We start from the raw sequence: 21,808 nt of genomic DNA, 5'->3' as shown, positions 1-21,808 counted from the left end.
TGTTCACACGCCACTGTCCCGCGAGGTGTTTTCAGGCTGAAGGCATGAAAATCCCGAGGCAGCCAGCGCGATATGGAGCAGAATGCTCCATATCTGTGCATCGCGAAGCGTGTTGCTGGGCACGCAGTGAACAGTAACAATAAATGAGAAGTAAATACCGGTCATACGGTGCGGAGGCATAAAGTTTTCCGCGCCGGTATGCCGGATAAGACGGAGGGATTTGCTGTGAGAAGAAGAATACAGAGAAATATCTGGATCGCCGCTGCGATCATAGGCCTGCTTGCCACTGTGCTGGTCGGCGCTGTGCGTATACATACACTGAAGAGAGAAAAAGAAACCGTTCAGACACGTCTGGAAAATGAAGTACAGCAGGGGATCGCAAAGGAGATCTTCCGCCTGCACGTGGTTGCCAACAGCGATACGGAGGAGGACCAGAACCTGAAGCTTCACGTTAAGACCAAGATTGTGGACTATCTGGAAGGAATTTTGGGGGAAGACAGATCCCTGGAAGCGACCAGAGAGGCTGTCAAAATGCATCTGGATGAGATTGAGGAGGCTGCCGGAGAGGTGATCGCGGATGAAGGGTATGATTACCCTGTTGCTGCCGCCGTGGAAAAGACGTATTTCCCTGACAAGACCTACGGGGACTGTACCTTTCCTGCAGGAGAGTATGAGGCCCTGAATGTGAAGATCGGGAAGGCAGAAGGGCACAACTGGTGGTGCGTCCTCTATCCGAGCCTGTGCTTTCTCGATGAGTCCCACGGAATTGTTTCTGAGGAGAAAAAAGAAGATTTGAGAGAAGTCCTCACAGAGGAGGAATTCCTGACAATTCTGAATGATCCGGAAAAAAGGGATCAGGTGAAAATAGGATTTAAGTGGTTTTAAAGGTTGCGGCTTGCATTCTGGCCTCAATGAGGGTAAAATGGAAACACGGTTAAAATAGAAAATAAATTTTAAGAGGGTTTTCATATGAACCAGAATAAACAGGCACCGATCGGTGTTTTCGATTCCGGCGTGGGCGGACTTACAGTTGCCAGAGAGATCATGCGCAATCTGCCCAGTGAGAGGATAGTATACTTTGGGGACACTGCAAGAGTGCCCTATGGAAGCAAGTCAAAAGAGATCGTGTTGAAATATTCCCGTCAGATTGTACGTTTCCTGCAGACACAGGAGGTAAAGGCCATTGTAGTAGCGTGCAACACTGCCAGTGCCATGGCACTGGAAACTATACGGGAGGAGATAGATATTCCCATTATCGGTGTGGTGAAACCGGGAGCAAAAGTGGCTGCCCGGACTACCAGAAATAAGAAGATCGGCCTGATCGGTACAAGAGGAACGGTGAATTCCGAGCTGTACCCTGCCATTATACATGAATATGATCCCCGGATCCAGGTAATCGGCCAGGCCTGTCCCCTGCTGGTCCCCCTGGTGGAGGAGGGATGGCTGAAGGATAAAGTGACGGTTGAAGTGACAAAACGCTATCTGGACCCCCTTCTGGAACAGGGCGTGGACACCCTGATCCTGGGCTGTACCCACTATCCGCTGCTGCGTTCCCTGATGCGTCAGGTGGCAGGGGAAAGCGTTACCCTGGTAAACCCCGCCTATGAGACTGCCAGGGCACTTCGGGAGCTGTTAAAGGAACATGGGATTGAGAATGACGGACACGAGGAGGAGGAGTTCCCCTACCGCTTCTATGTCAGTGACGCGGAGGAACGTTTCCAGGAGTTTGCAGGTTCTATCCTGCCCTACGATGTGAGGATGACCAAGCAGATTAATATTGAGGAGTATTGAACATGACAAAAGATGTACTGATAACAGTAAAAGGGATGCAGGCGATTGAAGCCGGGGAGAAGCCGGAAGAAGTGGAAGTGGTGGCAAAGGGAGATTATTACTACAGGAATGGCCATCATTTCATCTGCTATGAGGAAGTGCAGGAAGGATATGACACTATCACAAAAAATATGATCAAAGTGATGCAGGGCTATGTGGAGGTGCAGAAAAAGGGCCTCACCAACACGCACATGATTTTTGAGGAGGCCAAGAAGAACCTGACCTATTATGCAACTCCTTTCGGAGATATGCAGATGGGAATCTCAGCAACCAGGATAGATGTGCAGGAGCAGGAGGAGAACATTGATATCCTCATTGACTACGCTTTGGAGATCAACGATATACATACAGCGGACTGCCAGATCTGTGTAAATGTGAAGCCCCAGGCCGCAGGCAATTTCCACCTGGCATCATAAAAAAGCCGTCCGGGTTTCGTTTCCCGGGCGGCAGTTTTTTACTTTTTCTTTTTCGTATCCTTACTCTCTGTTTTGTTTCCCTTGGCAATGTTTTCCGCTTTGAGGCGCATTCTCTTGAAGAACCCTTTCTTCTTCTGGGGAGCTTCCAAAGCACCGCGCAGTCCGCGGACACCGGTGATATAGATACCGCTTACTTCTGCTTTGACTTCCTTCTTTACGGGGATGATCTCAAAGACCTGCTCGTCCGCCACCAGGGTAACGATCCTGGGACCGATTTTTGCCTTTACGATGGGGAGTTTGGAACGTCTCATAAGCTTCGGTGTCTGGTCGATCACCATCTGGGGAAGACCGGACTGTTTAATGGGAAGCCTCTTTTTATCGATAACCAGCATAGAGACGGACTGCTTTGCTGCTTCTATCTGCTCCTGCTGTGCTTCCTGCTTTTTCTGTGCCCTCTTGCCAAGAAAATATAAAACGGCAAGAACGACTACCAAAACGATTAAAATAATCAGTAGAACTTTCCACACCATTTGTGTTAGACCTCCTAAAATCTGGACTGATAACGCAACTATTATTTTAGCATTGTTTCTGTGAAAAGGCAATAAAAATGTGAAAGAAAGGGTTCCTTTTTCAGGTCATGTGTGGTATAACTTCCTTATGCGGAAACCAGAAACCACAGACGAAAGGAATTGTATATGAAGAAAAAACTGATCATGGCGCTATTGGCTCTCAGTATTGCAGTGATGGCAGCAGGATGCGGTGACAAGAAGAGTGACAAGAGCAAAGACGATGATAAAAAGACTGAGACATCCGCGGAGGATACGGCAGTAGATACCAACAGCAAGGGCAAGGTGGTGGCTGTCGATGTGGATGATATCAGCAAATATGTGAAACTGGGAGATTATAAGAACCTGGAAGTCACAGAGACAAAGACAGAGATCACGGATGCTGATGTGGAGGATTACATCAGCCAGCAGCTCACCTACAAGGCAGAGGAGATCACAGAGGACAGACCGGTACAGGAGAACGATACCGTCAATATTGATTACACAGGATACCTGGACGGAGAGGCATTTGACGGCGGTTCCGCCACGGATTCAGATCTGCTCATCGGCTCTAATTCCTTTATCGACGGATTTGAGAGCGGCCTGATCGGTAAGAGCAAAGGGGAGGAAGTCACCCTTGACCTGACCTTCCCGGACCCGTACAGCAACAATCCTGACCTGGCCGGCAAGCCGGTGCAGTTCAAGGTGAAGATCAATGCCATCAAGGCAGCGCCGGAGCTGACAGATGAGTGGGTAAAGAACAATACAGACAAGCAGACCGTGGATGAGTATAAAGAGGAGATCAAAAATTCCCTGAAGGAGAATGCTGACCTGAACTATATGAGTCAGCTTAAATCCGACCTGTTCCAGAAAGTTGTGGAAAGCTCAGAGATCACGGAATATCCGGAGAAACCCATGTCCGAGACCATGGATTATGTAAAGAACAAGATCCAGGAGCAGTATGCCAGCCCAAGCGGCATGACTCTGGAGGAATACTGGGAATCCCAGAGCATTTCCACAGAACAGGCAGAGGAGACCATGACACAGATGGCACAGAACATCCTGCAGCAGTCTCTGATCGTGCAGGCTATCTTCGATGCGGAGAAAGTAGAGATCTCTGTGGAAGACTATGAGGCAGAGCTTGAGAAGTTTGCCAAAGACTATGGCTTTAAGGATGCTGAGGCCCTCAAGAGCGCGTACAGCGATGAGACCATGGTGAAGGCCAATGTACTCTGGAGCAAATCCTGTGAGATCCTCCAGGAGACTGCAAAAGTGACCTATGTGCCTGCAGATGCGCAGAACACCGGTGACGGGGACGCGAAAACCGAATAAAGAAAATACTTGACAATAAGTCCTACAGGTGTAATATATTGGGTGAAACTATATCTTACATTTGTAGGATTTTTGTATAGGGAGTGTATTTACATGAAGGAGGTTATTTTATGAAGCGAAAGAAAGCAGCGGCAGTGATAGGCATCGCGGCGGCCATCGCCGTGTGTGCGGCGGGCCTGGTTCTGTACAAGGTAAAGTTTGAGGAGAAGCGTGAGGATGTGCTGAAGGAGTACATGGGTTATATCGAGAAGGGGAGATATGACAAAATGTATGCACTGCTTGACGAGGCCAGCAGAAATACCGTGAATGCAGAGGACTTTGTCGTCAGGAACCAGAAAATATATGAGGGCATAGAGGCAGAGAATATCCGTCTGGACATTTCCGAGGAGCAGGAGAAAAGCCAGCCCATATCCTATAAAGTCACCATGGATACCGTGGCAGGGGAAATCTCCTTCGACAATGACGCTTTTTTTGAGAAGGAGAGCGGAAAATGGCGCATTAAGTGGAGTGATTCCATGATATTCCCCAATCTGAAGGCTGCGGACAAAGTGAGTGTTGTCAGCATAGACGCAAAGCGGGGAGAGATATATGACAGAAACGGTGAGCTTCTGGCAGGCCAGGGGACGGTTGCCAATGTAGGGCTTGTTCCGGGCAAAATGGCGGTCCAGCCCCAGGAGGAGCTGGAAACCATGGCAGCGCTTCTGGGAACCACAGCCGGCAGTATTTCCGAAAAGCTGGATGCTTCCTGGGTGAAGGATGATTCCTTTGTCCCTGTGAAGAAGATGAGCAGCAGCCAGCTGGAGACCCCTGTGGGTGAGGGGGAGGCCACCCTGAAGGATAAACTGCTGGAACTTCCCGGTGTGATGATCTCCGATGCGGAAAGCAGGGTTTATCCCTATGGGGAGTGCACATCCCATCTTCTGGGTTATGTCCAGGAGATAAACGCAGAGGAACTGGAAGAATTAAGGGACAAAGGCTATGACGAACAGAGCATTCTGGGAAAAAGCGGTCTGGAGAAATTATTCGAGAACAGGCTGAAGGCCCGGAAAGGCTATAAGATTTCCATTGTGGACGCAGAGGGCAGCGAAAAGGAGGCACTTGCCATGGCAGCCCCGAAGGACGGGGAGAATATTACCCTGACCATTGACGGCCACCTGCAGCAGAGTGTGTATGAGCAGTATAAGAACGACAAGAGCAGTTCCATTGTCATGAACCCTAAGACAGGTGAGGTGCTGGCAATGGTATCCACACCCACCTTCAACAGCATGGACTTTGTACTGGGAATGTCTCAGGAGAAATGGGATTCCCTGAACAACGATGAGGATAAGCCCCTGTACAACAGGACAAGGGAAAGCTGGGTGCCCGGTTCCTCCTTCAAACCTGTCATCGGCGCGGTGGGCCTTACAACGGGAACCCTTTCGGCGGACGAGAACCTGGGAGCCAGCGGCCTTTCCTGGCAGAAGGATGAGAGCTGGGGGGATTACCGGATCACAACGCTGCATGAGTACGGGGATGAGGCGGTTCTGCGGAATGCCCTTGTCTACTCAGACAACATTTATTTTGCCAAGGCAGCGCTGAAAATCGGGGCAGATACACTGACGGAACAACTGAAAAAACTGGGATTCGGGCAGGAGATACCATTTGAGATCGGTATGAGCAAATCCCAGTATTCCAATGAAGACGGAATCACTTCGGAGATCCAGCTTGCGGACAGCGGATACGGCCAGGGACAGATTCTGATGAATCCCCTCCATCTGGCCTGTATTTACTCCGCGTTTATAGGCGACGGAAATATGATAAAGCCATATCTGGAGATGACAGACAATAAAACACCGGAATACTGGATCGCAGGTGCCTTTTCCAAGGAGGCTGCCGCTGTGATAAAAGAGGATCTGACGGCAGTCATCGAGGATGAGAACGGGACCGGCCACGGTGCCTATACAGAAGGAGCGAACCTGGCCGGCAAGACGGGAACCGCAGAGATCAAAGCATCCCAGGATGATGAAAATGGTACGGAGCTTGGATGGTTTGCCGTATTCAATACGGATGGGGACAAGACAAACAGTTTCCTGATGCTCAACATGGTGGAGGATGTGAAAGACCGCGGAGGAAGCGGTTATGTGGTGGATCTGGACAGACCACTGTTGGATGAAATGCTGGCAAAGGAGTGACGTGGTGTGAGATTAAAAGGGGTTATGATGTGTGTGACAGCAGTAAGCCTGATCCTGGGCGGATGCGGAGACAAGGTACAGCAGAAGGAAGAGGTGACTGTCAATGCCGATACCGCCAAAGAGGAGGACCGGGAGGCTGTAAAAGAGGAAAACAGCTATTATGAGATGGAAATACCTGCCGATGAGTCAGAAACCCTGACAGAGGCCGCTGTCCAGGCTGCAAAGAGCTATCAGGACCTTTTAGTTCAGGCAAAGAAGAACAGCGGCAAGGAGGAGGTGCTTTCCATGGACACTGTGGCAGCCCTGGTAAAGAAGATGGGAAGCCAGGGGTATGCTGCCCTGGATAACAGGAACAGGGAGAACATGGAGAACTACCAGCTTGCGGAGAAGTTTTTGGCAGGTCAGGAGAAAAAAGAGGATGCAGCTGTTTCCATCTACCGCATTCACGATGACGGAGGAATGGAAAAGATAGATTTCACCTCAGACAAAACAGGAGCAGTGACCATCACCTCCACGATCGTGGACTGGAATAAAAAGCAGGAGCCATATGTGGTGGATATGGTGCGGTACAAAGCCTGGAAATGGGCGTATACAAAGAAAGGCTACCTTTTCTATGAGAGATATATTCCGGAGGGGATGGAGGCAGACGGCACCGATGCCATACGCGTGCTCCCCCTGGACGAAGAGCTGCGCAAAATGTGTGAGCAGTACATAGAGCCCATCGGTTATGAGGGAAACAATCTGTTCCTTGTGGAATGGGATGAGTCCAACTTCCGGCAGGTGAACTTCAACGACCTGTATGATGTGCTCTACCGAATTGACCAGGGGAGCCTGCCGGACAGTGCCCAGTATCCGGAGGGGATCGGCAGCAGCGAATTTGAAGATCTGATCGAGAAATATTTCAGTATACCTGTGGAGCAGTTAAGGGTGCAGGCAGGATATAACAGCGGAACAGGGACATATCCCTGGATACAGATCGCGGGCAGCAACACTGCTGACTGGACAGAGAGGATTCCGGAGGTGGTGGATTTACAGGATAACGGGGATGGAACCCTGACCCTGACAGTTGATGCGGTCAGTCCACAGCTTAAAAATGACAGGCTCTTTACCCATCAGGTCACCATACGCGGGGCAGAGGACGGGGATGGCTTCACCTATGTGTCCAACACCATAGAACCCGGGGGGCAGGTACCGCCCTACACGCCCAGGACCGCTGTGGAACAGTGACGCGGGTTTCTTTTCTGCATATACTGACTATGAGAAGAATCAGTGAGGTTTTTTATGGCAGTTAAGAAAGCGGACCCCAGGGAAGAGATACTGGGGCAGGAGCGGGTGATGCAGCAGGATATGCGGCGCCTGCGCGCCAATTACCCGGAAAACGCCGCATACATCCAGTGTTATGTGGAGGATGCATGTGACCGTATGGATTATGAGGGCAGCAGGATGTACGATGAACATCCGGACAAATACATGATGCGCAAAGTCTGCGATTCCATCCACAGCCAGATACGCAGAGATAGCGGAAGGATGGGAGTGGAATCCGGTTTCTGCAGAAGATGCGGCAACCTTCCGGACGAAGCGCTGCAGGATCTGATAGAGGTTCTGTTCTTCAACGAAGTGTACAGACGCAGATGCCGGCGCAGGCGCTGCAGAAGATTATACCGCTGAGTGTCAGCAAAAGTAAGAAGAGTCTCAAGAAAACTGCACTTGGGGCTTGCGGTTTTGTCATAAAACTTTTACAATAGTAATGATGCTGAGGAAAGCATTTTATTTAGGAGAGAAAATATGACAGAACTGGAAAAATTTCTGGATTTATATATAAATGAAGATTTGATCAGAATTATCATCAGCGGCCCCCGCCAAAAAGAGGGGCCGTCTAAAATACAGATACGCCCTCTGCTTTTAAAGGGCCGGGTTATGTATCAGGTTACAAGGACTGTGGGACAGAAGGAGCTTCATGAAAACCATCAGAGGGATGAAGTTCTCTGTCTCACAGACAACTGGATGCAGCAGGAGTTCCGCCAGCTTCAGCTGGAGGCAAAAGGCGTTCAGGGGACAGTGCTTGCCAGCAAGAAGGGCAGACTGACCATCAAGACTAAGAAAATACAGGGCAGGGAGGAGTTTGTCCCTATGCTGACCCACAACCGGCAGAAGAAATATCTGCTGCAGGAAGGGGTGGCGGTGCCCTATCTGATAGATTTGGGAATCATGAATGAGGCGGGTAAGGTGAAACATGCCCGTTATGATAAATTTAAGCAGCTCAACCGCTTTCTGGAGTTTATTGAGGATATCCTGCCAAGGCTCCCGAAAGACAGAGAAGTGAATATTATTGACTTCGGGTGCGGCAAATCCTATCTCACATTTGCCATGTATCACTATCTGCATGAGCTGAAAGGCTATGATATCCAGGTGATCGGTCTGGATCTGAAGGCGGACGTCATTGAGACATGCAGCCGTCTGGCAGAAAAATATCATTACGAAAAACTGCATTTTTATCAGGGAGATATCGCATCCTATGAAGGGTGCAGCCATGTGGATATGGTTGTGACGCTTCATGCCTGCGATACCGCTACGGACCATGCCCTGGCAAAAGCAGTGAGATGGGGTGCCTCTGTCATCCTGTCTGTGCCCTGCTGTCAGCATGAGCTGAACAGACAGATCTCCAATGACACATTGGCCCCTGTACTTGGGTACGGCATATTAAAGGAGCGTTTTGCGGCCATCCTCACAGACGGGCTCAGGGCGCAGATGCTGGAAAGCGCAGGGTACGACACGCAGATCCTGGAGTTTATTGATGTGGAGCACACGCCCAAGAATCTGCTCATACGTGCAGTGAAAAATGAAAACAAAACAGTCAGCAGACAGCAGAGAGAAGCATGGGTAAGATGCGCCCGGGAGTTTCAGGCAGAACCCACCCTTGCATCACTGTTGTTCTTAGAAGGGAACGATAGATGAAAAAAGTATTGACAAAGCTGGGAGTCCTGCTGCTCATATTTATCCTGGGTGTTATCGGATTCTCCAGTTTTATGAATAAGGAGACAACAGAGAACAAGATGGACATGGAGGAGGCGTCCCTTCCCGTGCTTTCCATGATGTACGAAGGCCAGGAGATGAACCGTATGTACGGTTACGCACAGGAAATGCAGGTGGATTTCATGAGAGACAGCCTGACTCCTGTGGGAACAGACAAGAAGATGACTGTCAGCATTCTGCCATACGACCATAAAATAAAAAACCTTGTCTATGAGGTCAGGACCTCGGACGGCAGCAAAGTGGTGGAAAATGCCAAGATCAAGAACTTTGAGGAGAACGGCAGTGCGCAGACTGCCACGTTTGCCCTGGAGAATTCCATTTTGATGAACCAGGAGTATACCCTGGTCTTTACTCTGAATACGGACAAGGGTTCCTGGCATTATTACACCAGGGTGATTCAGCGTACAGGTCTGAACGTTGACAAATACCTGGAGTTTGTGCAGAGTTTTTCCTCCAAAACCTTCAGCAAAGACAACGTGGGGGAGCTGAGGACGTATCTGGAGTCAGATGATACCGCTGTGAACAACAGCTTTACCAATGTGAACATCCACTCAAGCGCGGATATGATCACCTGGGGAAGCCTTGCCCCAGCCATCAGCAGAAAGGGCGTTCCGACCATCAAGGATATCAACGAGACTACAGGAAGCCTGACCTTAACCTACTACATTACCGCAAAGGATGAGGAGGGATATGAGGAATACTATCAGGTGGATGAGTTCTACCGCATGCGGTATGGGGATACCAGAGTCATGCTTCTGGATTTTAACCGTTCTGCAAAGCAGATTTTTACGGGAAATGAAATGTCAGTGTCCTCGGGCAAGATCAATCTGGGTGTCACACCGAAGAATGTCCAGTTTGCAGCCAGCCAGGCGGGAAGTGTTCTGGCCTTTGTACAGCAGGGGGACTTGTGGTCCTACAATACCAGTACCAATAAGATGACGCAGATTTTCAGCTTCCGGGAAGGCCGGGACACGGATGACAGATACGATTACTCCATGCATGACTTTAAGATCGTGCGTGTGGAGGAGAACGGAGATATGGATTTTGTGTTCTATGGTTATATGAACCGGGGAGAACATGAGGGATACACCGGGACCTGTGTATACCACTATTACAGTGAACAGAATGTGCTGGAAGAAAAATTTTTCCTTCCGACCACCAAATCTTATGAATTTATGAAGCGGGATGTGGAAATCCTTTCTTATGTGAGCACGGATGATCTGCTGTACCTCATGCTGGACAACAGCCTGTATCAGATCAATATGCAGGACAAGACATACAAGGTAGTAAAGGAAGAAATCGCGGAGAATTGTTTTGTGGCGTCCAATACCAACCGGCATGTGGCGTGGATGGAGGAAATGGACCCGCTGCAGACCATGAACATTATCTTTATGGACCTGGAGACCGGAGAGCAGAAGCGCATTACCGCGGATGAGGGTACAAAGATAAGGGCCTTCGGCTTCATCAATGAGGACCTGGTCTACGGCGTAGCCAGAGACGGGGATATTGTGGTGGATGCCACAGGAAGCCTGCGCTATGCCATGCATGAAGTAAAGATCCAGAAATTCTCAGGCAAGCTTGTGAAGGATTACCAGCAGGACGGCGTATATATTATGGATGTGGATATCCAGCAGGGACTTCTGGAGCTGAAGCAGGCGCAGTGGAATGTGGACCGGTATACAGAGATTCCAAGTGAGCACATTATGAACAATGTGAAGAATGCGGAGGATGAAGTGATCTCCATTGCCACCGCCACAACCGTGCGGCAGGCAAATATCACAAGACTGATCTTCTCCGAGGACAGCAGGAACAAGAATCCCCTCAGGATGGAGACAAAGCTCATGGTGAATGAGAACGATACCGTGCTGAACATGGATATAAAGGAAAAAGCGCTGGACGGATATTTTGTCTATGCAAAAGGCAGCCTGGCGGGTATCTACAGCAGCCCGGCCCAGGCCATCAGAGCAGCGGATGAAATGATGGGGGTAGTTTTAAACCGTAACCAGCAGTATGTGTGGGAGAGAGGAAACCAGAAGACAAAGGTGACCCTGAACCTGGATGACATACCGGAAGGCTTCCGGTCAGCCTCCCTTGACACTGCCGCCCTGCAGGAGAGTCTTGGGGATACGGGGACTGTGCTGAACTTAACGGGATGTACACTGGAAGAGGTACTCTATCAGGTGAGTGCCCAGAGGCCGGTGATCGTATCACTGGGGGAAAATGACAACAGGGTCATTGTAGGATATGACGGTTATAACACCCTGCTGTATGATCCGGCAAGCGGTGAGACAAAGTATATGGGGCTTGATGACAGCACCAAAGCCTTTGAAGCGGCAGGAAATGTATTTATCAGCTATATTGAGACACTGCCGGAATAAGCGGCAGTGCCCGGCAGGGAATAAGAATGGAAGGCAGGACAACTTATGGATGAGAGAATCAGGAAACTGGCATACGGGCTTGTGAATCACTCCTGCGATGTGCAGAAGGGAGATAAGGTCTATATCCATTACACAGGATATTCCACCACAGAGCTGGCAAAGCAGCTTATCCGGGAGGTATATCAGGCAGGGGGAGTTCCCTTCCCGCATTTTACCGACCCCAGAGTGCAGAGGGAAATGCTTCTTCACTGTACCAGGGAGCAGGTTGAGCTTATGGCCAGGGTGGACAGAGAAGAGATGGAGGCCATGGACTGTTATATCGGCGTGAGAGGTGCGGACAACATTACAGAACTGTCCGATGTTCCGGCGGAGAATATGGCTGTCTATGATAAATATTATAACACCCCGGTACACCATGAGGTGAGGGTGGCTAAGACAAGATGGGTAGTCCTCCGCTACCCCAATGATGCCATGGCACAGTTGTCCGGCACCAGCACAGAAGCTTTTGAGGACTTTTATTTCGATGTATGCACCCTGGATTACCGGAAAATGGGTAAGGCCATGGAGAGCCTGGTGGAGTACATGCAGCGCACAGACCGGGTCAGGATCACAGCGCCCGGCACGGATCTGACTTTTTCCATCAAGGATATTCCCGTGGTTCCCTGCAGTGGTGAGAGCAATATCCCGGACGGTGAAGTGTTCACAGCTCCGGTCCGGGATTCCGTCAATGGAACCATACGCTACAATGCGGCGTCCTCCTACCAGGGATTCGTATTTGAGAATGTAACTCTTACTTTTGAGAACGGAAAGATCGTGAAGGCGGAGGCCAACGACACGGAGAGGATCAACGGAATTTTTGATATGGATGAGGGAGCCCGTTATGTGGGGGAATTTGCCATAGGGGTGAATCCCTATATCCTGCACCCCATGAAGGACATCCTGTTTGATGAAAAGATTCAGGGCTCCATTCATTTTACTCCTGGAAGCTGTTATGATGATGCCTGGAACGGAAATGTATCGGCTATCCACTGGGATCTGGTACTGATCCAGAGACCGGAGTACGGCGGCGGAGAGATCTATTTTGACGATGTGCTCATACGGAAAGACGGGCGCTTCGTGGTTCCTGAACTGGAAGTGCTGAATCCGGAAAACCTTCAGTAGGGAATGATGAAGAAAAAGTTTCTTATACCGCTCCTGATGATGGCAGCCCTGTTTCTGATCGCGGGCTGCGGCAGCAAAGAGCAGATGGTGCTGTCTTTTATCAACATTGGAAAAGGAGATGCTTTCCTGATCCGGGTGCCCGGAGGCGGATATTATATGTGCGATACGGGAAAAAAAGAGGACTATGCAGTCATGGACCGTTTCCTGGAAATGAAGAAGGTGGAGCATCTTGACGGAATTTTTCTCTCCCACGGACATAAGGACCATGCGGGCGGGCTGAAGCTGATACTAAAGAAGTATCCCACAGATAAAATCTATCTCTCTGGAAAAGATGACATTACCTATAAAAAAACAGATGTGGAGCAGACCGCCGCGGAATATCAGACAGAGATTGTAAAGATGCAGGGCGGTGAAGTGCTGGAACTTGGAGGGGCCAGGGTACAGGTATGGATTCCACCGGACAAGGACCCGGAAAATGAGAACAACAACTCCATGGTGGCGCGCTGGTCCTTGAAAGATACCTCATTTCTTATGACAGGGGACATGGAAAAAGGGGAAGAGAAGCAGTTTCTGGAATCCTTTCGGGACTGCAGGGCAGATGTCCTGAAGCTGGGGCATCATGGAGAAAAGGACGCTACATCCAAATCTCTTTTAAATGCCGTTATGCCTGCCTATGGGATCATAACAGGAAATGAGGAAGAAAATCCGGATTCTGTGAACAGTAAAACTGCCCGGCGGCTTAAGAAATATGGGATAAAGGCATATTACTCGGAAGGGGAACAGATTGCCTGGGATTTCATCGCGGACGGTACATCAGTGAAAGCAGTCAGGATTATGGACAACAGTGCCGGTGCCCGCAACGGGAACGATGCGGCAGACGAAAAAGAGGAAGAGTGACCGCACTCTTCCTCTTTTCGTATATTAAAGTTTATGCATATAATAAAACTTCAGGCAGACACCGAGAAGGATCTGGCATAAGCCGGCGGCTAAAAGGGTATAGAAAATAATGATATTGTAATACCCTCCGAAGATGCCTGCAAAAATCATGACTATGGATGTTATGAGCAGAGCCGGCATCCCGGCCTTGGAGCGTATGAGAACCATCCGTTCATCGGTTTCCCTGTTGTAGGATTCCCGCAGACTTCGCTCGTCACGGAGAAGTTTGCGGTATTTTATTAGCATGAACAGAGATAAAATGGCAAGGCCCATCAGGAAGCCGGACTGGAAGTCAATGATACTGCTTACATCAGCGGGGATTTTTCCCCTGTCATCCATAATACGCTGGCATATGGACAGGACAGCGTTTAAGAGAATCACAGAGCCAAACAGGGCGATCCTGATTCTTAATGTCTTTTTATATTTTTCCATAATCTTTACTCCTCCTTATTTATCAGCGGCTTCCACATCTGAAAAGTCAAAAACTTCTTCAATGGTCAGGCCGAAGTAATGTGCTATTTTATAGGCCAGGACCAGGGAGGCGGTATATTTGCCCACCTCGATGGATGTGATAGTCTGTCTTGTGGTTCCGACTGCGAAGGCAAGCTCTTCCTGGGAGAGTTTGCGGGCTTTCCGCAGTTCACGTATCTTGGTCTCCAATTTCTGTATCAGCTCCTTTGTCTGGAATGCATAACGTGTGTACAGTCAGCGCAGGGGCGCGCAAAACGGATGGAATTGCTTTTGCATAGTTAACTTTGCAATTTTAGTATAGCTTGCTTTGCATAAAATGTCAAGTGAACTTTGCAAAAAAGATGAATAATATTTTTTGCGGTAAAATGCAACAAAAAGGTGCAAAGGGAACACTAATATTTATATAATAAAAGGGAACAACCGGCATGAGGGATGCCGTGTACGGATAAGAAGGAACATAGGAAAGAGAAAGAGAGGTGGCGGCATGACGGACTGTAAGCAGTTGGCGTATGAGGCAAGGCAGGGAAGCAAAGAAGCGTTTGCCCAGTTATATCAGGCAGTTTACCAGGATTTGTACCGTTTTGCGTTATATGTACTTAAGAACCCGGAGGATGCCCAGGATGCGGTGGCCGAGACAGTGGCAGATGCCTATGCGGAGATCAAGAAGCTGAGGGACAGTGAGGCCTTTAAGGGCTGGATCTTTAAGATTCTATCAAACAAATGCAAACGGAAATTGAAGGAGTATACCAGGAAGACGGAGCCGCTGTACGAACAGGAGGGGAGCGTGCGGGGAGATTTGGACCAGGACATGCAGGTGCGGGAGGCATTTTTCTCCCTCAGCGATGAGGAGCGGTTCATTGTGGCCATGCAGGTCTTCGGAGGGTATAAGAGTAAGGAGATCGGCCTTATCCTACATAAAAACCACAATACCGTGCGCTCAAGGCTTAACAGAGCGCTGAAGAAGATGGAAGAGATATTACAGTGAGAAGGGAGGCGAAGAATATGAAGGATGAGAATTTCAATGACAATCAGATGCAGGACGAGAATAACCGGCATGAAATCATACAGAAGATCAGGGAGTCTGCGGACAAGGAGAAAATCCCCGAGAGCCTGAACCCTGAGAACCTGGACCGCTTGCTGGAGCAGGGGAAAAACTCGAAGGGCAGAAACGGGAAATGGAGAGATGCCGCCGCGGACTTTGCGTTCCGTTACTGGAAGACTGCCGGGGTGGCCGCAGCCTGCGTGATCCTGGTGGTCGCCGCGGTAAACCTTATGCCCCTTATGAATCTGAACTACAGAAGCGAGAACAAAGCGGATAGTGCCCAGTCCATGGATACTTCTTCTGAGGCGGCGAAACAAGATACCGGGGCAGAAGACAGCGCTGCTTCCGGCGGGGATATGGGAGCAGAACCAAAAGACTCCAAAGATATGGCAAAAGCAGATGAGGCGGCTCCGGAGAAGAAATCAGAGGACAAAGAGACGGCAGAGGGATATATTGCCGGGAGCAGCTACGAAGAGCTGTATGAACAAATATATACGGAGACAGAAAATGCCAGGAAGGAATGGGAGCAGAAGCGGATGGCAGACACCGGAGGTTATGTGGAAGAGTCTGGCGGCAGCAGTGCTTCAAAAAATGATGCAGCAGCAAGTACGGAGGCGGCTGTCGCGGAGGATACCGCAGGCACTGCAGCGGGCTACGCAGCAGGCGGGGAGACGGATTTCTCTTCCACCAACGTCCGCACAGAAGGCGTGGACGAGGGGGATATTGTGAAGACGGACGGCTCCTATATCTATACACTGACCGGTTCCGGTACCCTTCGCATTGTATCTGCCGATGGGGGCAGTATGTCAGTCGTAGGCCAGACATCACTGGATGACCTGACGGATTCCATACAGGAGATGTATGTGGACGGCAATACCCTCTGTGTAGTCACCAGCGGATATGATTCGGGCCTGGAATGGCAGGGGGATGAGACGTATATGGTGAACAGCAGGGATTTTATCCGTCTGTATACATATGATATCACGGATAAGAGCAAAATAACCCTGAAGGGCATGGTGGAGCAGGACGGAGGATATTATTCCACCAGAAAGGTGGGGAATTATGTGTATCTCCTCTCCCAGTTCTATCCTGTGTACAGAGAGGACGCGGAGGAAGCGCAGCCCAGGCTCTATGTGCCTTCCGTGAATAATGAACTTCTGGACAGCAGTGATGTGCTCTATCCGGCTGTGCCGCAGATGGAGAACGGACAATTGGTGATCTCCTCTGTGAACCTGGAGAAACCGGATAAGATACAGGAGAGCAAATCCCTGATCGGGGCATCAGGCAGGTGTTATGTGAGCAGGGAGAGCATTTACATTTTCGGGGAGGATTACAGGGGTGAGGAGATGCGGACCCGAATCGTGCGGTTCTCCTATAAAGACGGTGAGATACAGGCAAGGGCAGCAGGCGAAGTGAACGGGAGTATTAACGATACATTTTCTATGGATGAATATGACGGCTATCTGAGGGTGGTGGCTACCAGATACAAGGACGGATGGTGGGGAGGCAGCATGAGCAACAGCCTGTATGTGCTGGATGATAAGCTGAAGATGACAGGCAAGGTGGAAGACCTGGCAAAAGGGGAGCAGATATATTCTGCCAGGTTTATGGGGAACACCGGCTACTTTGTCACATACCGGCAGATGGACCCCCTGTTTTCCGTTGACCTTTCAGACCCGGCAGATCCGAAGATCCTGGGTGAGCTGAAGATCACGGGATTCTCCGAATACCTGCACTTTTACGGGGAGAATAAGCTGCTGGGAATCGGCTGGGAGACGGACCCGGATACGGGAGAACGGAAAGGGCTGAAGCTCTCCATGTTCGATATTTCCAATCCGGCAGACGTTAAGGAGATTGACAAGATGGTGCTGAAAAATGTGGATTTCTGCCAGGCTATGGAGGACTACAGGTCAATTCTCATTGACCCTGAAGAGAATATTCTGGGGTTCAGTGCGGGAGTATATGACAGAAATTACTATGAACTGCAGGGATATTACGGAGTCTTCACCTATAATCCGGAGGAGGGATTCCAGAAGCTTTTGTATCAGAGCATAAGCAAATGGATGGACAGTTCCGGGGACGAACTGGCGTGTGTGCGCGGTATTTATATCGGCAATACATTCTACCTGTGCGGCAGCAGCGGAATCAGTGCTTTTGACCGGGAAAAAGAGTACGAAAACTGCGGAAATCTGGAGTGGTAGAGCGCCAAATACCCCTTGCATAGCAGGAAACAATGAGATATACTAATGTGGAGTGGATAAAAAATCCACTCCGCTTTTTATAAATTGATACTTTACGGTCACCGGACCGGCAAATAAAGGAGAATAAATATGCAGCTTACAACAGTAAAAGAAATTTACAGGGACAAAGAGCAGTACCTGGACAAACAGGTGAGTGTGGGCGGATGGGTAAGAAGTGTCCGCGATTCCAAGACATTCGGCTTTATTGTACTCCATGACGGAAGCTTTTTCGAGACACTTCAGGTAGTTTACCATGACAGTATGGATAATTTCCAGGATATCAGCAAGTTAAATGTAGGCGCTGCCATTATCGTAAAAGGTACCCTGGTTGCAACACCCCAGGCAAAGCAGCCTTTTGAGATCCAGGCAGAGGAGATCACTGTGGAAGGGGATTCCGCTGCAGACTATCCGCTGCAGAAAAAGCGCCACTCCATGGAATACCTGCGCACCATTTCCCATCTGCGTCCGAGAACCAATACCTTCCAGGCAGTGTTCCGTGTGCGCTCCATGATCGCGTATGCCATTCATCAGTTCTTCCAGGAGAGGGGTTTTGTCTATGTGCACACCCCATTGATCACAGGCAGCGACTGTGAAGGTGCCGGTGAAATGTTCCGCGTCACCACTCTGGATATGGAAAAACTTCCGAGAACCCCGGAGGGAAAAGTGGATTACAGCAAGGATTTCTTCAAAAAAGAGACCAGCCTGACAGTAAGCGGTCAGCTCAACGGTGAGACCTATGCCCAGGCATTCCGCAATATTTATACATTCGGACCTACCTTCCGCGCGGAGAATTCCAACACCACACGCCATGCGGCAGAATTCTGGATGATCGAGCCGGAGATGGCATTTGCTGACCTGGATGACAACATGGCACTGGCTGAGTCCATGCTGAAATATATCATCCAGTATGTGCTCGAGAATGCTCCCGAGGAGATGGCGTTTTTCAACTCCTTTATCGACAAAGGACTGCTGGACCGCCTGAAACATGTACTGAACTCTGAATTCGGACATGTTACCTATACAGAGGCAATTGAAATCCTGGAGAAGGTAAATGACAAGTTTGAGTACAAAGTGTTCTGGGGCTGTGATCTGCAGACCGAGCATGAGCGTTATCTGACAGAGCAGGTGTACAAACGCCCTGTATTTGTTACAGATTACCCGAAGGAGATCAAAGCCTTCTATATGAAACAGAACGATGACAACAAGACAGTGGCAGCTATGGACTGCCTGGTTCCCGGCATCGGCGAGATCATCGGCGGAAGCCAGAGGGAGGATTCCTATGACAAGCTGAAAGCCCGCATGGCGGAACTGAACCTGAATGAGGCGGATTATGACTTCTATCTGGACCTGCGCAAATACGGTTCCACCCGTCATTCCGGATTCGGCCTGGGATTTGAGCGCTGCGTCATGTATCTGACAGGTATGCAGAACATCCGTGACGTCCTTCCGTTCCCGAGAACTGTAAACAACTGTGATTTATAAAAAGGAGAACCCATGAAATTTTTTCATGCCGCTGACATACATCTGGGCGCAGAACCTGACAAAGGTTTTCCCTGGAGTAAAGAAAGAGGCCGTGAGATATGGGACAGTTTCCGAAGATTGATAAGACAGGTCGGCGAAGAAAAAGCCGGCCTGTTTCTGATTGCAGGGGACTTGTTTCACAGACAGCCTCTGATGAAAGAATTAAAGGAAGTAAATTATCTGTTTTCAACGATACCGGATACCAAGGTGGTACTGATAGCGGGAAACCATGACTATCTGAAGCGGGAATCCTGTTATCGGCGCTTTTCGTGGGCAGAGAATGTGTTCTGTCTGTGGGGAGAGCAGGAGCCATGTGTGGAATTTCCGGATCTTGGGGCTGCGGTTTACGGGATAAGTTATGACAGGAAAGAGATCACTGACCCCTTATATCACCATATCAGGCCCCAGAGACGCCAGCCCCTGGAAATCCTGCTGGCACATGGGGGGGACAGGACACATATACCCTTTGACAGATCCGTACTGGAACGGTCCGGATTTTCTTACATTGCCCTGGGGCATATACACAAACCGGAGGTTCTGGCAAAGGATAAAATAGCCTATGCCGGGGCATTGGAACCCATAGATAAAAACGATCTGGGACCCCATGGCTATATAAAAGGCGTATATGGAAACGGGGGGATCAGAATAGAATTCGTCCCCGCAGCCGTCCGTTCTTATATCCCTCTGCCTGTAAAGGTAAAGGAGAGTACCACACAGTTTTCTCTTGAACAGGCACTGGTCAGACTCATGGAGGAGAAGGGCAGGAACAACCTGTACCGGATCCTGATAAAGGGCGAACACGCCATGGGCACAGAGTTTGATATGGTTCGGATCATGAAGCTGGGAAATGTGCGTGAGGCAGTGGACCAAAGCCATACCGTCTATGACAGGGAATCTCTTATGCGCCAGTACCGCGGCAGCCTGATCGAATCCTATGTAAAGCGGTTTGACGGCAGGGAGCTTTCAGCCACGGAAGAGAAGGCCTTTGTGTATGGCATGGAGGCTCTGATGGCGTCAAGGGAGGAATAGCGTTCTATGATCATCCGTGAACTTATTTTAAAAAATTTCGGCAGATTCCGGAACCGTTCCATACGGCTGGAGGAAGGCATCAATATTATATACGGGGAAAATGAAAGCGGGAAGAGTACGCTCCACGCGTTTATCCAGGGCATGTTATTCGGCCTCAGAAAAATGAGGGGCAGGGCAGCCAGGACAGACGCCTACACCCGCTATACTCCCTGGGACAATCCATCCTGGTATGAAGGAAGTCTGCGCTTTTCCTGCGGCGGCAAAGAATTCAGGCTGGAGCGGGATTTCAGGAGAGGGGAAGAGGGGACAAAACTGGTCTGCGAAAGCGACGGGGAACTTTTGTCTGTAAAGGACGGTGACCTGGAGATGCTGCTGGGCGGCATAAGTGAAGCTGTATATGAAAATACAGTATCCATAGGACAGATGAAGAGCCGTACCGGGGACGCCCTGCTTTTGGAACTGCGGAATTATCTGAGCAGCTATCAGGAGAGCGGCGACGGGAAGCTGAATCTTGACAGGGCGCTTTTGCTTCTGAAGGAGAAAAAGAAAGAGTGGCAGAGCCGTATGCAGATAAGGGAACAGCAGCAGGAAGCAGAGGAGAAGAAGATAAAGTTTGAAATCGCTTATCTGGAGCGGGAGACAGAAGAACTGCATCAAAAGCTTTTGGAGGAGCAAAAGCGGGAGAAGGCAGGAGAGGAAGAACTGAGGCGGGAAGAACAGAGACAGGAAGAGCTGAGGCGGGAAGAACAGAGACGGGAAGAAGCGAGACGAAAAGAACTGCATCAGGAAAACATGCCGGGAACAGGAGGAACACTGAACTGGAAAAAGGTGATTTCGGCACTCCTTGTGGGCGATGTTATCGTCTGGGGAATCCTTTTCTTTACAGCCGGGTGGAAAGCGGCATGTATATCCGCTGAATGTATACTCATAGCGGAGTTCCTGTTCATGGCATATACCTCAACTGCCTTAAAGAAAGCAGGGAAAAAAGAGGAAACAAAACATGCCGGACAGTCCATGCCGGACAATACTTCCGGCAGTCTTCCGAAAAGAAAGATCACCGGTGACAGTATCCGCCTGCTTACGGCCCAGATACTGGAAAAAAGGACCAGGTTGTCCAATCTGCAGGAAGAACTCTCAGAGCTTCAGATGACAGGAATCGCTGACCGGCCGGAGATGGAGGAGATACGCAGCTTAGAACTTGCGGCAGAGACCATACAGAGTCTGTCGGTATCCGCACAGGAGTCTGTGGGGGAAGCTTTGAAGAACCGCATCTCAGATATTTTCTGCACCATGACCGGAGGAAAATATAAGAAGGTATCCATAGATGAGGAGCTGAAGATCGACCTGTTTACAGAAGAGCGCCATGTGCCTCTTTTTATGGCAAGCCAGGGAACCATAGAACAGGTATATCTGGCTCTGCGCATTGCTGTGGGAGATATTTTCTGCTGTGAGGAGACTATGCCGCTTCTGCTCGATGAGGTATTTGCCATGTACGATGAGGAGCGCATGAAAGAGACGCTTGGATGGCTGTACAAAGAGAAAGAACAGGTCATTATTTTTACCTGTAACAGAAGGGAGACGGAGGTTCTGAAAAGAGCAGGCATTCCCTTCCATATAGTATATCTGCACCTATAAAGGGGGAATGCCTCACTTTGCTGGCCTTTTCGGATAAAAGGGATGATTTTATGTGAGAATTGGACAAT

At 49.6% G+C, this 21,808-nt stretch carries 19 protein-coding genes; 16 read left to right on the top strand and 3 right to left on the bottom strand.

From position 1 onward, the window contains the following. The first annotated feature begins 225 nt into the window (after positions 1-225). The 3 genes from spoIIR (at position 226) to LC508_RS15700 (ending at position 2,246) form a co-directional block, all read left to right on the top strand. Complete coding sequence (gene spoIIR / locus LC508_RS15710; RefSeq protein ID WP_225305193.1) at positions 226-885, top strand: stage II sporulation protein R; 660 nt, start codon at positions 226-228, stop codon at positions 883-885. A gap of 84 nt (positions 886-969) precedes the next feature. After that, positions 970-1,791, top strand: coding sequence for a glutamate racemase (gene murI / locus LC508_RS15705; RefSeq protein WP_033141993.1), 822 nt, complete (start codon positions 970-972; stop codon positions 1,789-1,791). Positions 1,792-1,793: 2 nt separating this feature from the next. Then, positions 1,794-2,246 (top strand): DUF1934 domain-containing protein, encoded by a 453-nt coding sequence (locus LC508_RS15700; protein WP_033141994.1) that lies wholly within the window; start codon positions 1,794-1,796, stop codon positions 2,244-2,246. A gap of 38 nt (positions 2,247-2,284) precedes the next feature. On the opposite strand, the gene LC508_RS15695 is transcribed toward LC508_RS15700, so the two are convergent. Beyond that, entirely contained in the window at positions 2,285-2,776 is a 492-nt protein-coding gene (locus LC508_RS15695; protein ID WP_033141995.1) for a hypothetical protein, read from the bottom strand. Between the two features lie 165 nt (positions 2,777-2,941). On the opposite strand from LC508_RS15695, the gene tig reads away from it, so the two are divergent. The 8 genes from tig to LC508_RS15655 all read left to right on the top strand — a co-directional run bounded on the left by tig (position 2,942) and on the right by LC508_RS15655 (position 13,763). Beyond that, positions 2,942-4,123, top strand: coding sequence for a trigger factor (gene tig / locus LC508_RS15690; protein ID WP_103731076.1), 1,182 nt, complete (start codon positions 2,942-2,944; stop codon positions 4,121-4,123). Positions 4,124-4,233: 110 nt separating this feature from the next. Continuing rightward, on the top strand, positions 4,234-6,294 hold the full coding sequence (locus tag LC508_RS15685; RefSeq protein ID WP_103731075.1) for a penicillin-binding transpeptidase domain-containing protein: 2,061 nt from the start codon (positions 4,234-4,236) through the stop codon (positions 6,292-6,294). Between the two features lie 6 nt (positions 6,295-6,300). Next, positions 6,301-7,521 (top strand): DUF6070 family protein, encoded by a 1,221-nt coding sequence (locus LC508_RS15680; protein WP_054353109.1) that lies wholly within the window; start codon positions 6,301-6,303, stop codon positions 7,519-7,521. 54 nt (positions 7,522-7,575) lie between these two features. Continuing rightward, positions 7,576-7,962, top strand: a complete 387-nt coding sequence (locus LC508_RS15675; RefSeq protein ID WP_052099540.1) for a hypothetical protein — start codon at positions 7,576-7,578, stop codon at positions 7,960-7,962. Between the two features lie 117 nt (positions 7,963-8,079). Then, positions 8,080-9,249: a class I SAM-dependent methyltransferase gene (locus tag LC508_RS15670; RefSeq protein WP_054353107.1), complete on the top strand. Its 1,170-nt coding sequence runs from the start codon at positions 8,080-8,082 to the stop codon at positions 9,247-9,249. After that, entirely contained in the window at positions 9,246-11,705 is a 2,460-nt protein-coding gene (locus LC508_RS15665) for a cysteine peptidase family C39 domain-containing protein (protein WP_033141998.1), read from the top strand. The genes LC508_RS15670 and LC508_RS15665 overlap by 4 nt, the downstream gene beginning before the upstream one ends. A 45-nt stretch (positions 11,706-11,750) precedes the next feature. Continuing rightward, entirely contained in the window at positions 11,751-12,866 is a 1,116-nt protein-coding gene (locus LC508_RS15660) for an aminopeptidase (protein ID WP_054353106.1), read from the top strand. A 3-nt stretch (positions 12,867-12,869) separates the two neighbouring features. After that, entirely contained in the window at positions 12,870-13,763 is an 894-nt protein-coding gene (locus tag LC508_RS15655) for an MBL fold metallo-hydrolase (protein WP_052099541.1), read from the top strand. A 24-nt stretch (positions 13,764-13,787) separates the two neighbouring features. Here the strand turns inward: LC508_RS15655 and LC508_RS15650 are convergent, their stop codons facing one another. After that, positions 13,788-14,234: a hypothetical protein gene (locus LC508_RS15650; protein ID WP_033142000.1), complete on the bottom strand. Its 447-nt coding sequence runs from the start codon at positions 14,232-14,234 to the stop codon at positions 13,788-13,790. A gap of 15 nt (positions 14,235-14,249) precedes the next feature. After that, positions 14,250-14,462 carry a helix-turn-helix transcriptional regulator gene (locus tag LC508_RS15645; protein WP_033142001.1) on the bottom strand — a complete coding sequence of 71 codons (213 nt, stop codon included), beginning with the start codon at positions 14,460-14,462 and terminating at the stop codon, positions 14,250-14,252. A 295-nt stretch (positions 14,463-14,757) separates the two neighbouring features. Between LC508_RS15645 and LC508_RS15640 the strand changes: the two genes are divergently transcribed. The 5 genes from LC508_RS15640 to LC508_RS15620 all read left to right on the top strand — a co-directional run bounded on the left by LC508_RS15640 (position 14,758) and on the right by LC508_RS15620 (position 21,740). Continuing rightward, on the top strand, positions 14,758-15,258 hold the full coding sequence (locus LC508_RS15640; RefSeq protein ID WP_033142002.1) for an RNA polymerase sigma factor: 501 nt from the start codon (positions 14,758-14,760) through the stop codon (positions 15,256-15,258). Between the two features lie 17 nt (positions 15,259-15,275). After that, positions 15,276-17,516, top strand: a complete 2,241-nt coding sequence (locus tag LC508_RS15635) for a beta-propeller domain-containing protein (protein ID WP_052099542.1) — start codon at positions 15,276-15,278, stop codon at positions 17,514-17,516. Positions 17,517-17,645: 129 nt separating this feature from the next. Further along, positions 17,646-19,037 (top strand): asparagine--tRNA ligase, encoded by a 1,392-nt coding sequence (asnS, locus tag LC508_RS15630; protein ID WP_054353100.1) that lies wholly within the window; start codon positions 17,646-17,648, stop codon positions 19,035-19,037. Positions 19,038-19,049: 12 nt separating this feature from the next. Then, positions 19,050-20,105, top strand: coding sequence for a metallophosphoesterase family protein (locus LC508_RS15625; RefSeq protein WP_103731073.1), 1,056 nt, complete (start codon positions 19,050-19,052; stop codon positions 20,103-20,105). A gap of 6 nt (positions 20,106-20,111) precedes the next feature. Continuing rightward, positions 20,112-21,740 (top strand): ATP-binding protein, encoded by a 1,629-nt coding sequence (locus LC508_RS15620; protein WP_103731072.1) that lies wholly within the window; start codon positions 20,112-20,114, stop codon positions 21,738-21,740. Positions 21,741-21,808 lie beyond the last annotated feature (68 nt).

The organism is Blautia parvula (assembly GCF_020215665.1).
GTDB classification, from domain to species: Bacteria; Bacillota; Clostridia; order Lachnospirales; family Lachnospiraceae; genus Blautia; species Blautia celeris.
This window is presented reverse-complemented; position numbering and strand designations above follow the sequence as displayed.